12 protein-coding genes and 1 tRNA gene are annotated in these 15,542 nt (G+C 71.3%); 6 read left to right on the top strand and 7 right to left on the bottom strand.

Translation table 11 applies throughout. The features are described 5' to 3' along the window. Positions 1-20: 20 nt before the first annotated feature. Positions 21-149 carry a DLW-39 family protein gene (locus R2E43_RS19120; RefSeq protein ID WP_003999697.1) on the bottom strand — a complete coding sequence of 43 codons (129 nt, stop codon included), beginning with the start codon at positions 147-149 and terminating at the stop codon, positions 21-23. Positions 150-487: 338 nt separating this feature from the next. Here R2E43_RS19120 and R2E43_RS19115 point away from each other — a divergent pair, with 338 nt between their 5' ends. The 3 genes from R2E43_RS19115 to R2E43_RS19105 all read left to right on the top strand — a co-directional run bounded on the left by R2E43_RS19115 (position 488) and on the right by R2E43_RS19105 (position 2,604). Further along, entirely contained in the window at positions 488-877 is a 390-nt protein-coding gene (locus tag R2E43_RS19115; RefSeq protein WP_003975071.1) for a DUF6344 domain-containing protein, read from the top strand. 147 nt (positions 878-1,024) lie between these two features. Beyond that, positions 1,025-1,813 carry a GntR family transcriptional regulator gene (locus R2E43_RS19110; RefSeq protein WP_011029278.1) on the top strand — a complete coding sequence of 263 codons (789 nt, stop codon included), beginning with the start codon at positions 1,025-1,027 and terminating at the stop codon, positions 1,811-1,813. Continuing rightward, positions 1,810-2,604 (top strand): glycosyltransferase family 2 protein, encoded by a 795-nt coding sequence (locus R2E43_RS19105; RefSeq protein ID WP_332056396.1) that lies wholly within the window; start codon positions 1,810-1,812, stop codon positions 2,602-2,604. Before R2E43_RS19110 ends, R2E43_RS19105 begins: the two co-directional genes overlap by 4 nt. 130 nt (positions 2,605-2,734) lie before the next feature. Here R2E43_RS19105 and R2E43_RS19100 read toward each other — a convergent pair whose 3' ends face one another. Then, positions 2,735-3,610 carry an FkbM family methyltransferase gene (locus tag R2E43_RS19100; protein WP_011029280.1) on the bottom strand — a complete coding sequence of 292 codons (876 nt, stop codon included), beginning with the start codon at positions 3,608-3,610 and terminating at the stop codon, positions 2,735-2,737. A 59-nt stretch (positions 3,611-3,669) separates the two neighbouring features. Next, a complete protein-coding gene (locus tag R2E43_RS19095) occupies positions 3,670-3,882 on the bottom strand; it encodes a ferredoxin (RefSeq protein WP_003975067.1) in 213 nt (70 codons plus the stop codon). Positions 3,883-4,158: 276 nt separating this feature from the next. Between R2E43_RS19095 and R2E43_RS19090 the strand changes: the two genes are divergently transcribed. Further along, a complete protein-coding gene (locus R2E43_RS19090) occupies positions 4,159-4,713 on the top strand; it encodes a hypothetical protein (RefSeq protein WP_332057123.1) in 555 nt (184 codons plus the stop codon). Positions 4,714-5,076: 363 nt separating this feature from the next. Further along, positions 5,077-10,071 carry an nSTAND1 domain-containing NTPase gene (locus R2E43_RS19085; protein ID WP_332056395.1) on the top strand — a complete coding sequence of 1,665 codons (4,995 nt, stop codon included), beginning with the start codon at positions 5,077-5,079 and terminating at the stop codon, positions 10,069-10,071. 340 nt (positions 10,072-10,411) lie between these two features. On the opposite strand, the gene R2E43_RS19080 is transcribed toward R2E43_RS19085, so the two are convergent. Next, positions 10,412-10,612 (bottom strand): SCO3870 family protein, encoded by a 201-nt coding sequence (locus R2E43_RS19080; RefSeq protein ID WP_003975063.1) that lies wholly within the window; start codon positions 10,610-10,612, stop codon positions 10,412-10,414. A gap of 564 nt (positions 10,613-11,176) precedes the next feature. On the opposite strand from R2E43_RS19080, the gene R2E43_RS19075 reads away from it, so the two are divergent. Beyond that, a complete protein-coding gene (locus R2E43_RS19075) occupies positions 11,177-11,587 on the top strand; it encodes a carboxymuconolactone decarboxylase family protein (protein ID WP_003975062.1) in 411 nt (136 codons plus the stop codon). A 387-nt stretch (positions 11,588-11,974) separates the two neighbouring features. Here the strand turns inward: R2E43_RS19075 and R2E43_RS19070 are convergent. From R2E43_RS19070 to gyrA, 3 genes are all read right to left on the bottom strand, one after another. Continuing rightward, positions 11,975-12,051, bottom strand: a tRNA-Ile gene (locus R2E43_RS19070). 111 nt (positions 12,052-12,162) lie between these two features. Then, positions 12,163-12,906 carry a DUF3566 domain-containing protein gene (locus R2E43_RS19065; RefSeq protein ID WP_016326689.1) on the bottom strand — a complete coding sequence of 248 codons (744 nt, stop codon included), beginning with the start codon at positions 12,904-12,906 and terminating at the stop codon, positions 12,163-12,165. 18 nt (positions 12,907-12,924) lie between these two features. After that, on the bottom strand, positions 12,925-15,519 hold the full coding sequence (gyrA, locus tag R2E43_RS19060) for a DNA gyrase subunit A (protein WP_016326690.1): 2,595 nt from the start codon (positions 15,517-15,519) through the stop codon (positions 12,925-12,927). Between the last annotated feature and the right edge of the window lie 23 nt (positions 15,520-15,542).

Below are 15,542 nucleotides of genomic sequence, written 5' to 3'. Positions count from 1 at the left end.
GGACCGGATGTCGGTCGTTCTCACGAACCCGTGGGCACGGAGTCAGTCGCCTCCGTCCACAGATCCTGCTCGGCGCGATCCGCCTGGATCTGGCGGTACACGAGGAGCCCGCCGATGGCGGCCAGTGCGACCAGGAGAAGCTTCTTCACCGCGCGACCTCGTCTTTCCTTGACGTTGGGGACCTTCGGCGCCCGACTATACACACCGGCCGATACCGATCGGTGACCTGCGTCGGCGGTCAACTGCCCGTCGCCTGAGCCCTTTAGAAGCGGACGAACCCATTCTGATCGGAGGGTGATCACACCCTCACGTGTGGTGACTTTTGCCCGCCTCCCTCCCGTCTGCGCACCTTTTCCAGCGCCTTGCGGCTATTCGGGTGGTGTTCATCTGAACATCGACGCGCCACGGGCGTAGGTCCACCACTTCGCGGCCCGCATACACATCATGAGGAAAGTACGCAAATCGCCCAACCCGAAAGTGAGGGGCCATGGCCCGGAACAAGGTCCTGACGCTGTGGACCAGCATCGTCACCGCCTTCCTCGCGCTGTGCACGGCGCTCGGACTCGTCACGACGACGGCCGCCGCGGCCGTACCGCAGACCGGAACGCACAGCAACAGCGAGAGCGCCTCCCCCGAGGCGGCACCCGCGGCCGCGCTTCCGCTGCCCCGGTCCCGAACCGGCTCCCTGCCCCCCACGATGAAGCAGCGCATCCGCGCCGAGGCGCACGGCGCGGCGCCCAGCTGCCGCCATCACCCGCTCGCCGACGCCGCCGCTGCCTCGGCCGCGACCACGGCCGCGACCACGACCACCGGACTTCCGTGCGACGACACCGCGGTCGAGTCCCGGGCCCAGCACACCATCCCGCTCCAGCGCTGAGCGGCCCGCGCCACCCCCGACCCCGACGTAACGGCGATCTGCGTACCGCACCACACGCGAGAAACGGCCCGGCCGCTCGACAGAGCAGCCGGGCCGCCGCCGTACCCGGCTCTTCAAGACCTCTTGAGGAGTTGTAGCCTGCGAACCGTGCCCAAGGCCTACGAAGTGATCGCGGACGATCTGCGCCGCTCCATCCGGGTGGGTGAGCGGCGGCCCGGCGACCGGCTGCCCTCGGAGGCGGACCTCGCCCACCACTACCGGCGCAGTGTGCCCACCGTGCAGAACGCGCTCCGGCTGCTGAGCGACGAGGGACTGATCGACAAGCGGCACGGCCTCGGCACCTTCGTGCGCCGCCCCCGCACCCCGGCGGTGCGGGACAACCGCCGCCACCAGTGGGAGAAGGACCGGGCCCGCCGGCCGCTCGCCACCAGGGCCGAGACCGGCGCCACGGAGCACGACACCGGCCTGCGGGGCGGCGACCTGGTCTTCCACGCCGAGTACCGCGAGCTGAAGGCGTCCGGGGAACTGGCCGAGGCCTTCGGCGTTCCCGAGGGCACCGTGCTGCTCCAACGCGCCTTCCGCACGCGGTACTCGGCCGAGCCTGCCCCTTTCAGCCTCGTCACCTCCTACCTCGTCCGGGACCTGGTCGCGGCCAATCCCGACCTGCTGGACGAGGCCAACGAGCCCTGGCCGGGCGGCACTCAGCACCAGCTCTACACCGTGGGCGTCGAACTGGACCGCGTGGAGGAGCGCTTGACCGCCCGCCCGCCGACACCGGAGGAGGCCGCGGCCCTGGACCTGCCGCCGGGCACGTCGGTGATCCTGCTCCGCAAGACCTCGTACGACACCGGCGGCCGGGTGGTGGACGTCTCCGACGTCACCCTGCCCGGGGACCGCACCGAACTGCTCTTCACGACCCGTCTGGAAAGGTGGTGAGTGCCGTCGTGAACCGGCGCGTCGTCATCGTCACGGCCGTCCACGGCCCGTCCGCCCCCTTCCTCCCCGAGGCCTACGCCTCGCTGTGCGCGCAGGAACTGCCCGACGGCTGGGAGTGGCGCTGGGTGATCCGGGAGGACGGCCGTACGCAGGACGTCCGGCCGCACGTGCCCGACGATCCGCGGGTCGTGTTCCACCAGGGGCGCCACGGACGGCAGGGCGGGCCGGGGGTGGCGCGCACGATGGCCCTGGCCCACGCGGACGGGGCGTACGTGAAGGTCCTGGACGCCGACGACCGGCTCACTCCGGGCGCCCTGGCCCGCGACCTGGCCGCCCTGGAGGCCGACCCGTCGATCGGGTGGGCGACCTCGCGGGTCCTGGACCTCCTGCCCGACGGTTCGACGGCCGGCTTCCCCGGCGACCCGGCGCACGGGCCGATCGAGCGCGGGGAGGTGCTCGACTTCTGGCGGGCTAACGGATTCCGGGCCCAGGTCCATCCGGCGACCCTGCTGGTCCGGCGCGACCTGCTGCTGGCCGTCGGCGGCTGGATGGCCCTGCCCGCCTCCGAGGACACCGGCCTGCTGCTGGCGCTCAACTGCGTGAGCCGGGGATGGTTCACCGAGGACGTGGGTCTTCTCTACCGCAAGTGGGAGGGCCAGGAGACCGGCCAGGCGTCCCACGTGGACCCCGCGGAACGCGATGCCCGGATGGCGGTGGTGGAGGCCAGGGCGCGCGCGCTGGCGTCCTTCGGGTGGCGGCTGCCGGAGGGCACCGGCGACTTCGACCGCTGAACGGCGGGAGCGCCCGAGGGCAGGAGCGCCCGAGGGCAGGAGCACCTGACAGCGGGAGCACCTGACAGCGGGAACACCGAGGCGTGAGCATCCAAGGGCGGGAGCACCCGACGGCCGGAACACCCAGCGGTCAGGGCAGCCGTTCCGCGTCCACCCGCGAGAAGACCAGGTCGCTCTCCCCGGTCACCGGCCCGCGCAGCCGCACCGGCGCCCGGGGCGCACCGCTCAGCGCCGGGGGATAGCTCCCGGGCGCGTAGTCGTTGGGCAGCCGGTAGCCGTGGAACCCGGCGTCCCGCATCACCGCCAGCAGGTCGTCGACCCGGTCCCCGAGCCGGGCCATGCGCTCCGGTGCCACCTCGACCGCGATCTCCGCGTCGGGCCGCAGAGCCCCCAGCATCGGCGCGAGACCGCGCACGACACTCCCCTCGGCACCCTCGACGTCGATCTTGATCACCCGGACGGTCGCGATCTCCGCCGTGTCGAGGAGGTCCGGCAGCGGCCGGGCCTCGGTCCGGAAGCTCGACTCCACCGGGCCGTCGTACGGGACGATGCTGTTCGCCCCCGTGTTCCGCGAGCTGGCGAGCGCGAAGGTCAGGGTCCTGGTGCGGTCCGAGACGGCGGCGTTGAGCGCGCGGATGTTCCCGAGGCCGTTGAGCCGGGCGTTCCCCACCAGGCGCCGGTGGACGTCCGCGGAGGCCTCGATCGCGACGACCCGGCCCGACTCGCCGACCAGCCGGGCCGCCAGGACGCTGAAGACGCCGATGTTCGCCCCGACGTCGACGAAGCCGTCCCCCGGCCGCAGCCGGCGCCGCAGCCAGCCGGTCAGGTGCGGCTCCCAGGCACCGAAGAGGTACAGGTACCGCTGGATGAGGTCCTGCGTGTCCACGGCGAAGCGTCCGCCCGAAGGCAGCTCGACGACGGCCCGGCGGGGGTGCTCGCGCAGGTGGGCGTTGAGCCAGCGCGTCGCGAGGGCCGCCTTCCCGAGGGTGCCGGGGCCGTTGCGCACGTACCGCGTCGCGAGTCCGACCAGGGCCTCGGCGACGGCGCCCGGTTCGCCCCGCGTACTCAGCCCCGGACCTCTTCCGCTTCCGTGCGGGCGATGGTGATCGCGGCGGACGGACACCCTTCGGCCGCCTCGCGCACCCGCGGGGCGTCGACGTCGTGCTCCCGGCCGGGTATGACGGCGCCGAGGCCGCCCACCTGGGTGAAGACGGACGGGGCCCGGTGGACGCAGTCTCCGGAGCCGTAACACTGCTCGGGGTCGACGGAGATCCTCATGCGCACTCCAGCGGCGGTCGGTTTCGGAGCCTTCACGACCTGACTGCCCACGGATCGGCGTACTGAACCCGCGCCGCACGCAGGCTTGTTGACCGGCCCTCCGGTTGGCCCGCCCGCCCCGGCCCTCGTAAGATCGTCCGGCAATCCCACATTCCGCCGCGCCACCGCGGTGGCCTCGACGGCACTGACGTCCCGCGTCGGCCCGCGCCGGCCTGCGGAGTGCCGAGTGCGGAGTTGCGACCGAGGGGGGACGGCTTGGGGACCGGCGAGCAACTCGTGACGATCGCGGCCGTGCTGGTCGGCGCGCTGACCACACACGCCACGAATTACCTGATGGAGCGGAGCCGCAACCGCAACCAGCTGCTGACGCGGTGGGACGACAAGAAGGTCGACGCCTACGGGGAGTACGTGGACGCCGCCAAACTGCGGATCGCCGCGTCCGTGCCGCTGTACGAGGCGCGGGAGGGACTGCGCGAGACCCACCGCCCCGAGGAGGACCTCCGCGACGACCTCGCGCAGGCGAGCCTCCGCTGGGGGGCGGCCTTCGAGCGGGTCATGCTGCTCGGCGGGGACGACGCCATCGAGTCCGGGCACGAGCTGAACGTGGTGCTCGCCGAGATCGACTGGCAGGCGACCGGCCGGGTCGACGGCAGCCTGGAGGAGTGGCGGGAGCGGCACCGGGCCGCGTTCCGCGCCGTCAACGCGTTCCACGAGGCGGCCAGGGCGGATCTCGGCATCCGGGGCCGCGTCACCGGCGAGAAGCACCCGGAGCGCGACCTGCTGGTCCCGCCCGCCCGCGGGTCGTCCACCGGCTCGCCCACCGGGGACTGACCGACGGCGGCTGCCGCCGCCCGTTCACATGTGCGCGTCGGCATGGTTTGGCCCCGGTCCCTCCCCTCGTGGGGACCGGTGCCAAACCATGCCGGCGCCGTTTTCGCGTGCGGTACCGGACGGGCTCGGAGGGACGGGCCACCGAAAGCTGACCGAGAACATGCGGCCCCATGGGGTGGCTCTCCGAGTGCTGAGCCGCTGACCTGTCCGGGTGCCGCGGGGCCGCCTCGCCACTGCGACGCGATCCTGCCACCCGAGGTAGCCGCGGAGGAGGCTCCGGAACCCGGAAACTGCTGTAGCCGCAGGTCAGCCGTATAGAGTGAGTTTTCCGGTCCGGACGTCCAGGTGCGGGGGAAGTAAGGAGTGGAGGCCTTGAGTTTCGACTCAGGGGCACGCACGGCCTTCGCAGAACGCCTCGCACTGCTGTACAGGGAGGCCGGCAACCCTCCCCTCAAACGTGTGTCCGAGGCCGTCGTCCGGCTCCAGCGCGTCGACGAACGAGGGCGTCCGGTGCGGGTCTCCGCCCAGCGGATCAGCGACTGGCGGCGGGCCAAGAACGTGCCGGCCCAGTTCCCCGCCCTCGCGGCCGTCCTGCACGTCCTCATACCCCAGGCCCGGCGCGCACGGCCCGTACCGGTCTCCGCCGGTCTGTACGACCTGGTCCAGTGGCAGCGCCTGTGGGAGCGGGCGCTGGCCGACCCGAGCGGTGAACGCCCCGGGGCGGCCGCGGTGGAGGAGCAGACCCCCGCCGAGGCTCCGGCGGCCCTCGGCGGGGTCTGCCCCTACCGGGGCCTGGCCGCCTACCGCCGGCAGGACGCCGACTGGTTCTTCGGGCGGGAGCGGAGCACGCGGGCCCTGCTCGCCCAGCTCGACGCCACGCGGGACACCGGCGGTCTGGTCATGCTGGTCGGCGCCTCCGGGGCAGGGAAGTCCTCCCTTTTGAACGCCGGCCTGGTGCCCGCCCTGCGCGCCGGCTCGCGGGACGCCGGGTGCGGTCCGCCCAGAAGGGTGCTCCAGCTCGTGCCGGGGGCCGACCCGCTCGGCGAACTGACCCGCCTGGTACCGCAGCTCGCGCCCGTCGTCGTCGCCATACGGGAAACGGCGGGCCGGGACCCGGGTTCCCCCGGGACCTGGAACCCGGGCGACCCGGAGACCGAGGACGCCGTCAGAGCAGCCTTCGCGGCCTGGGCAGCATCCACGGAAGCCCCGTCCGGGCAGGAGGGGCGGGAGGGGCGGGAGAGCAGGGGCGGACGTAAGGGCTTTGCCGGGCAAAACGGGCCGGAAAGTCAGGACGGTCCGGGCAGACGGCACGGACTGCACGGGCAGAACGGGCCGGACAGGCACCGGCCTGGCCCTGCCGACCCTGCCGACCCCGGAAGACGGACCAACCAGGCAGCCGGGGCCGATCGGGCACGACAGGACGACCAGACAGAGCGGGCTGACGAGGCAGGCAAGACAGGCCGAACAGACCGGGACGGCTCAACGAGCCCGAGCGGCCCGGACATCTCGGCATGCCGGAACGGCGAGACCGGGCGGACGGCCCGGGTGAGCCAGGCGGTCGGGCCGGACCCGGGCGACCGGACCGACCCGGTCGCCCCAGCGGGGCAGGCGGACGGGGGCGACAGGGCCGACGCGGACGACCAGCCGGGCAACACGGGCCAGGTCGATCAAACGGAACAAACAGGACGAGAGGGCCAGGGCCAGGAAAACCGGGGAGGTCAGGGAGGTCAGGGAGGCCAAACGGACCAGAGCGGCCGGAGCGGCCAGACCGGCCGGGAGATTCGGCACGCCCCGATCGCCCCCGCGAGGCGGCCAGACGGGGACGGCAGGGCAGACCCGTACGGCGAGGCCGGCCAGGACGGGCAAGTCGGCCAGGACGGGCAGACCGTCCAGGACGCACAGGACAGGCAGGCCGGTCTCAGCGATCGGGCTCGGAAAGCCGACCTCGGTGCCCAGGACGGCCCGGCCAGCCCGGCGCGACAGCTCGGCAGGACGCCCTCGGACGGTGAGACCCGCCCAGACGGCCCGCCGGGGCAGGCGAACCCGACCGCCCGGGCGATCCGGACGCGCCCGCCGGGCACGGCACCCCCCGACGGCCGGGAAGACCACGCAGGCGGCCCCGACGACCCCGCCGCTGCCCGGCCGGTCGTCATCGTGGACCAGTTCGAGGAGCTGTTCACGCTCTGCGCCGACGAGGCGGACCGGCGCGTGTTCATCCAGCTGCTCCAGGCCGCCTGCCTGCCCGGCGCGCACGGGGACCCGCCGCCGGTGCTGGTGACCCTGGGCGTACGCGCCGACTTCTACGACCGGTGCCTGCGGTACCCCGAGCTGGCCGACGCGCTGCAGCACCGGCACATGGTGCTCGGGCCGCTGACCACGGCGGAGCTGCGCGAGGCGGTGACCGCCCCCGCCAGGGCGGTCGGCATGGAGCTGGAACCGGGCCTCGCCGAGCTGATCATCCGCGAGGTGAGCACCGACGGCCCGCGCGGTGGCTGCGACTCCCACGCCTTTCGGGCCGTGGGCGAGCACGACGCGGGCGTGCTGCCGCTCCTGTCCCACGCCCTGCTCGCCACCTGGCAGCGGCGCAAGGCGGGCCGGCTGACCCTGGCCGGGTACCGCGCGGCCGGCGGCATCCAGGGCGCGGTGGCCGCGACCGCCGAGCGGGCCTGGTCCGGTCTGGACCCGGCGGCCCGCACGGCCGCGCGGCTGCTGCTGCTCAGGCTGATCCGGCTGAGCGAGGACACGCAGGCCACCCGCAGGCGCAGTACCCGGCGCCGGCTGGCCGAGGAGGCGAGGGACCCGGACAAGACCGAGGAGTCCCTCGAGGCGCTGGTGCGGGCCCGGCTGGTGACGCTCGACGCGGACACCGTGGAGATCACCCACGAGGCGCTTCTGCACGCCTGGCCCCGGCTGCGCGACTGGATCGACGAGGACCGCGCCGGAAACCTGCTGCGGCAGCGCCTGGAGGAGGACGGCCTGGCCTGGGAGGAGTCGGACCGCGACTCCGCGCTGCTCTACCGGGGCTCCCGGCTGGCGCAGGCCGACGGCTGGGCCAAGTCGGCCGACGACACCTTCCTGACCCGCAGCGCGGTGGAGTTCCTGGCCGCCGCGGTCAGGCTGCGCAGGCGCACCGTCATGATCAGCCGTGCCGCGGTGTCGGCGCTGGTCGTCCTGGCCCTCCTGGCCGTCGGTTCCGCGGTGCTCGCCTGGCAGCAGCGCAACGACGCCGTGTTCGAGCAGGTGGTCGCCGAGGCGGACCGGGTCCAGGACACCGATCCGTCCCTGTCGGCCCAGCTCGATCTGGCGGCCCACCGCCTGCGGCCGGACGACGAGGACGTCAGGAACCGGCTGATCTCGATCGTGAACGCGCCTCTGGCCACCCCCCTCCTCGGGCACACCGGCGCCGTCTACCTCACCTCCTTCAGCCCCGACGGACGGATCCTGGCGACGGCCAGCTACGACCGGACCGTCCGGCTCTGGGACGTCTCGGACCCCGGCCGTCCCCAGCAGCTGGGCAAGCCCCTCACCGGACACACCAGCTGGGTGAGCACCGCGGTCTTCAGCCCGGACGGCCGCACCCTCGCCAGTGCCTCGGACGACGGCACGATCCGGCTCTGGGACGTCACCGACCCCGGCCGCCCGCGACCGCTCGGGGCACCGCTGGACGGCCACGGCGGCACCGTCTACCTGCTCGCCTTCAGCCCGGACGGCCGCACCCTGGCCTCCGCCCACGACGACCACTCCGTCCGCCTGTGGAACGTGGCCGACCGACGCGCCCCCGAGGCGCTCGACACCCTGACCGGTTCCACGGGGGCGGTGCGCTCGGTGGCCTTCAGCCCCGACGGCGACACGCTCGCGTCCGGCGGCGACGACGACAAGGTCCGGCTCTGGGACGTGAGCGATCCCCGCCGTCCCGAGCCGGCCGGCGCACCGCTGGCCGGCCACAGCGGCCTGGTGCACTCCGTTGCCTTCAGCCCCGACGGCCACACCCTGGCCAGCGGCAGCGCCGACGACACCGTCCAGCTCTGGGACGTCACCGACCCCGCCGGGGCGAAGCCCGTCGGCGCACCGCTGACCGGCCACAGCGGTCCCGTCTGGGCGGTGGCGTTCAGCCCCGACGGCGCCATGCTCGCGGTGAGCAGCGCGGACAGTACGGCGAGCCTGTGGAACGTCAGCGACCCGGCCTACCCCTCGCAGGTCGGCGTGCCCCTGGCCGGAGGCAGCGGTGAGATGTACGCGCTCGGCTTCAGCCCCGACGGCCACACCCTCGCCACCGGCAGCGGCGACAGCAAGGTCCGCCTGTGGTCGCTGCCGACGTCGGACATGATCGGCCGCATCGGGGCCTTCCGTCCGGACGGGCACGTACTGGCCACGGCGGCCCGCGACGGCCGGGTCCGGCTCTGGGACGTGACGGACCCCGGCCGGCCCGTCTCCCTGAGCGCCCCCTTCGAGCCGGGGGACGGTGACATACGGTCGTTGGTGTTCTCGCCGGACGGCGGGACGCTCGCGGTCCTCGTGGGGGGCCGCGCGCTGCAACTGTGGGACGTCACGGACCCGGCCGGGCCCACCGCCCACGGGCCGCCCGTGGCGCTGAGCACCCGCTACGCGGGCCCCGACACGCTGGCGTTCAGCCCGGACGGCCGCACCCTGGCCACGGCCCACGACGACCGCACCATCCAGTTGTGGAACGCCGACGACCCGTCCCGCCCCCGTCGCCTGGGCAAACCGCTCGCCGGCCACTCGGGATACGTGAACACGCTCGCGTTCAGCCCGGACGGCCGCACCCTGGCCAGTGGCGGTGCCGACGACGCCGTACGCCTCTGGGACGTCACCGACCCCGCGCACGCCACCCGCCTCGGCGCGGCCCGTACCGGGCACCTCGGGCCCGTCAACGTCCTCGCCTACAGCCCCGACGGCCACACCCTGGCCAGCGGCAGCGACGACGGCACGGTCCGGCTCTGGGACGTCACCGAGCCGGGCGAAGGGTCCGGAGGCGGGACCACGCTCGCCGGACACACCGACTCGGTGGTGTCGCTGACGTTCAGCCAGGACGGCGACACCCTGGCCAGCGGCGCCAACGACAACACGGTCCGGCTCTGGAGCGTCACCGACCCCGCCGAGGCGGCCCCCATCGGCCGGGCGATGAGTCCCAACGCCAAGACGGGCAACTTCCTGTCCTTCAGCCCCGTGAGCCACATGCTCGGGGTGTCCAGCGGCACGGACACGGTCCGGCTGTGGAGCCTGGGCGTGGACGACGCCATCGACCGCATCTGCTCGGCCACCCGGGGTGTGCTGACCGAGGAGAAGTGGCACGAGTACCTGCCACGCCTGGACTACGAGCCACCGTGCCACCAGTGAGGCACTCCCCGCCCCACACGTGATCCCTGTCACATCTCCGGTACCCGACCGACCAGTCGGCACCCACTGGACACCCGGCCTTGTTAGCCTTGGCCACAGCCCGACCGCTGGCGCATCCCCCGTCGCCAGCGGTCGGGTCTTTTCCTGGACTCGTCCCACCGCGGCGCCCGACGGCGAACGCGAAGACCCCCAGCCGTACCGGCCGGGGGTCTTGGTGCTGATGGGACTCACAGGATGTGAACCTGTGGCCTCATCCTTACCGGGTCGATCGGGTGACTCCACCGATCGACGGCGTCGATGCCAGGCAGAGGGACACCCTTGCCGGACTCGCCGACGCACTTCAGTTCGTGTGCGGCCGACCGTCACGGACCCAGGTCACCACGGTGAGGGCCGAGGTGACGAACATCAGGATGCTGAAGGTGGCGACGGATTCGACGTACTGCTCGTAACCGTCTGCGCGAAGCTGGAGCGCGAGCGATCCAAGTGCGGTCCCAAGCGCTGCGGTAGCGCCGGCCATGGCGACGAACGGGCCCTTCGTCATCGGTACTTCCCCCAAGCCAAGAGATGACTGATCACAGCCGAGCGTACATGCGTCGCTATTTCAACGGCGCGGCCGAAGTCCTGCACCACCCACCGCTCCCCCAGCTCTCGGCAAGAAACCGCTGGTCAAGCTCACCCGGCTCAGATCCGGACGTTCATGGCGGCCCTGCCCCGGGAGAAGGCCGGCGCTCACGCGGCACGTCGCTCTCCTGTTCGGCATGCCCAAGGTCGGCAAGGACCTGAAGGTGCCTCCCAGGACCCACGCATCGGTTGACGTCAGCCATGGATGCCAAGGGGTCTTCGTGCTGGTGGGGCTAACAGGATGTGAACCTGTGGCCTCATCCTCATCAGGTCGATCATGGCGCCCCTGAACGTCGGCCAACTCGTCTCCCGCCTTGACTAGCCGTCCGTCGAGGTTCGGCGGTGTCTGTTGCTGTCCAGCCTTGTTGGTGTCAGGTACTGGCATCGGCGAAAAGGGGCGCTCTAGACAAACCCAACATAGTGGACTGATTCGAGCGTCGTGCCGGTCCAATGCCCTTGGGTCGGCAGCGCGCAGAATGACGCCATGACGGAACACGACGCTGACTACACGCGTGCTCTGAACAACGCCGAGAAGATCCTTGGTTTCAGCCTGGCGCCGTACGTCGATCCCAGGCCGACGGAACCTGACAACGCCTACGACTTCACACGGATCGCGACCGAACACGCCTTCAATGACGCATGGACTCGCAGCGAGCATCTCGACCTCCGCACCCGCGCACTCATCTCGGTCACCATTACGGCGAGCCTGGGCATCCTCGAGCCGCTCCGGGGCCAGCTGCGTATCGCTCTGCACAATGGCGTGACCAAAGAGGAGATCGTCGAAGCCTTCATCCAGATGGCCGTCTACGCGGGTGTCGCTCGCGCGTTTGACAGCTACGCCGTGGCACGCGAGGTCTTTGCCGAACACGCCGAAGCAGACTCGTCCGAGAACTGAAGCGCCGACGTCAGCGGCGTCCGCTGAACCACAACCCTCCCCGACTCCCATCCCGTCCGCCGTCGACCCCCCGCCGAAGGCATTGCCTTGACCGCGGGCCGCTCTATGCGGTGATCGACTCGTGGCTACCGGCCCTACCCACCTGTGGGCGCGCGTCGGCGCAGCGCGGGCGGAGCGGGCCGAAGGCAGGAGCGGCGCCCGGAGCTCAGGCGATCCTCCGACACAGTCAGATCAGCACGACCATGGACGTGTACACGCACGTCGTGGGCGACAGTGAGCGCTAAGCGGTGGGCATGCTCGCCGAACTCCTGGAAGATCCACTCATCGGCTGATGTCAGCCATGGATGTCAAAGACCCCCAGCCGTTGCCGACTGGGGGTCTTCGTGCTGGTGGGGCTAACAGGATTTGAACCTGTGGCCTCATCCTTATCAGGGATGCGCTCTAACCAACTGAGCTATAGCCCCGCCGCGCTCTGCGGTGTATGTCCCGCGCGCTGACTCCTGAAGATTAGCGCACGAGGCGGGCAGTCCCAAAATCGGTTGTCGCGCGGACCGGGGGCCGGGACGGCTCACGGATCACTCGTCCTCGGCGAGCGTCAGCTCCACACCGCCGACGAAGCCGGCCGACAGGTTGTAGATGAACGCGCCCAGCGTGGCCAGGGCCGTCGCGAGGACGACGTCGATGACCGCGATGATCGTGGTGAACATCAGCACGTTGGGCAGCGACAGGAAGGACTGCAGGTCGAAGCCGTTGGACTCGTTGGAGCCGGTGGCCTCGGAGATCGTGCCGCCGACCGTCGAGAAGACGCCCATGGCGTCCATGACCATCCACAGCACGGCGGAGGCGACGATGGTGCAGATGCCCAGCGCGATGGAGAGCAGGAAGCTGACCTTCATCACCGACCACGGGTCCGCCTTCGACACGCGCAGGCGCGCCTTGCGGACGCGGGGCGTGGTGCGGGCGCCGGTGCGCGGGCGGCGCACGGCGGACGCGTTGCCGCCCTGGGTCTGGTTGCCGCCCTGGGTCTGGTAGGCCTGCGGCGGGTGGTAGGGCCCGCCGGGCTGCTGGGGCTGCCGCTCTCCCGGCAGCGGCGAGGCCGCCTGCTGAGTCCGCTGGCCTCGGGTGTCCGTCACAGTTCCCCCCTGGGATCCATGCGTTGAGGACGAGCTCCCCGAGTGCGAGTCGGTCGCTCCGTCGTCGATCTTGCGCAGTTGAGTCGTGTGCGAATCCGTCGCACGCGCGGCTGAGCCACGGCCGCCGCCGCCCGTTTCCGTACCCGAGGGGGTACCGGCCGATCCGGCGCCCGTGGCTCCGCTCACGATGACTCTCTCCTCGTGCTACTCGGCCGAGGGCGCCTCGCCCTCGTCCGTGCCGGTGGTCGCGGCACCCTCGGCGGTCTCGTCGACGGCCACATCGCCGTCGACCTCCTCCGCCTCGCGTCCCGCCTCGGCGTTGCGTGCGATGCCGACGACGGCATCGCGCTTGCCCAGATTGATCAGTTGAACGCCCATGGTGTCACGGCCGGTCTCCCTGACCCCGTTGACTCGCGTACGAATCACACCGCCCGAGAGCGTGATGGCGAGGATCTCGTCGTGCTCCTCGACCACCAGCGCGCCCACGAGCGACCCGCGGTCCTCGACGATCTTGGCGGCCTTGATGCCGAGGCCGCCGCGACCCTGGACGCGGTACTCGTCGACGGAGGTCCGCTTCGCGTAACCGCCGTCGGTGGCAGTGAACACGAACGTACCGGCTCGAACAACATTCATCGAGAGCAGCTCGTCCCCTTCGCGGAAACTCATGCCCTTGACGCCCGAGGTGGCACGCCCCATCGGACGCAGTGTGTCGTCCGACGCGGTGAACCTGATCGACTGCGCCTTCTTGCTGATCAGCAGCAGATCGTCCTCGGCGGAGACCAGTTCGGCGCCGATCAGTTCGTCGTCGCTTCCGTCCGCCTGTTCCCGCAGGTTGATCGCGATGACACCGCCCGAACGCGGCGAGTCGTAGTCCTTCAGCGGCGTCTTCTTCACCAGGCCGGCCTTCGTGGCCAGGACCAGGTAGGGCACCGCCTCGTAGTCGCGGATCGCACGGATCTGGGCGATCGTCTCGTCCGGCTGGAAGGCCAGCAGGTTCGCCACGTGCTGGCCGCGCGCGTCCCGGCCGGCGTCGGGCAGCTCGTAGGCCTTGGCGCGGTAGACGCGGCCCTTGTTGGTGAAGAACAGCAGCCAGTGGTGCGTGGTGGACACGAAGAAGTGGTTGACGATGTCGTCTTCCTTGAGCTTCGTGCCGCGCACGCCCTTGCCGCCGCGCTTCTGCGCCCGGTAGTCGTCGGTCTTGGTGCGCTTGATGTAGCCGCCACGCGTGACCGTGACGACGATGTCCTCCTCGGCGATCAGGTCCTCGATGGACATGTCGCCCTCGTACGGGATCAGCTTGGTCTTGCGGTCGTCGCCGTACTTCTCGACGAGCGCGGTCAGCTCCTCGCTGACGATGCCGCGCTGGCGGACCGGGGAGGCGAGGATCTCGTTGTACTCGGTGATCTTCGCCTGGAGCTCGTCGTGCTCCCGGACGATCTTCTGCCGCTCCAGGGCCGCCAGGCGGCGCAGCTGCATCTCCAGGATGGCGTTGGCCTGGATCTCGTCGATCTCCAGGAGGTCCATCAGGCCGCCGCGCGCGATCTCGACGGTGTCACTGCGCCGGATGAGCGCGATCACCTCGTCGATGGCGTCCAGGGCCTTGAGCAGGCCGCGCAGGATGTGCGCCCGCTCCTCCGCCTTGCGCAGCCTGAACCGCGTACGGCGGACGATGACCTCGATCTGGTGGTTCACCCAGTGGCGGATGAACGCGTCCAGGGACAGGGTGCGCGGCACGCCGTCGACCAGGGCCAGCATGTTGGCGCCGAAGTTCGACTGCAGGTCGGTGTGCTTGTACAGGTTGTTCAGGACGACCTTGGCGACCGCGTCCCGCTTGAGCACGATCACCAGGCGCTGGCCGGTGCGCGAGGACGTCTCGTCACGGACGTCCGCGATGCCGCCGACCTTCCCGTCCTTCACCAGGTCGGCGATCTTCTGCGCCAGGTTGTCCGGGTTGGTCTGGTAGGGCAGCTCCGTGACCACCAGGCACTGGCGGTTCTGGATCTCCTCGACCTCGACGACCGCGCGCATGGTGATCGAGCCGCGGCCGGTGCGGTACGCCTCCTCGATGCCCTTTCGGCCCACCACCAGGGCGCCGGTCGGGAAGTCGGGGCCCTTGATGCGCTCGATCAGCGCGTCGAGCAGTTCCTCGTGCGAGGCCTCGTAGTTCTCCAGGTACCACTGGGCGCCGGCCGCGACCTCGCGCAGGTTGTGCGGCGGGATGTTGGTCGCCATGCCGACCGCGATGCCCGCCGAGCCGTTGATCAGCAGGTTCGGGAAGCGGGCGGGCAGGACGGTCGGCTCCTGGGAGCGGCCGTCGTAGTTGTCCGTGAAGTCGACGGTCTCCTCGTCGATGTCGCGGACCATCTCCATCGACAGCGGCGCCATCTTGCACTCGGTGTACCGCATGGCCGCGGCCGGGTCGTTGCCCGGCGAGCCGAAGTTGCCGTTGGAGTCGACCAGCGGCATCCGCATCGACCAGGGCTGCGCGAGGCGGACCAGGGCGTCGTAGATGGAGGAGTCGCCGTGCGGGTGGTAGTTGCCCATGACGTCGCCGACGACGCGGGCGCACTTGTAGAAGCCGCGCTCGGGGCGGTAGCCGCCGTCGTACATGGCGTACAGCACGCGGCGGTGCACGGGCTTGAGGCCGTCGCGGACGTCCGGCAGCGCGCGCGAGACGATGACGGACATCGCGTAGTCGAGGTACGAGCGCTGCATCTCCGTCTCGAGCCCGACGGGCTCGACACGCATCGCCAGGGCATCACCCTCGGGCGTGGTCACAGGAGTGTTCTCGTCGGTCATTGCTGGTGAAGATCCTTCCTGGT

The organism is Streptomyces violaceoruber (genome assembly GCF_033406955.1).
In the GTDB taxonomy this organism is placed as follows: Bacteria; Actinomycetota; Actinomycetes; order Streptomycetales; family Streptomycetaceae; genus Streptomyces; species Streptomyces violaceoruber.
This window is presented reverse-complemented; position numbering and strand designations above follow the sequence as displayed.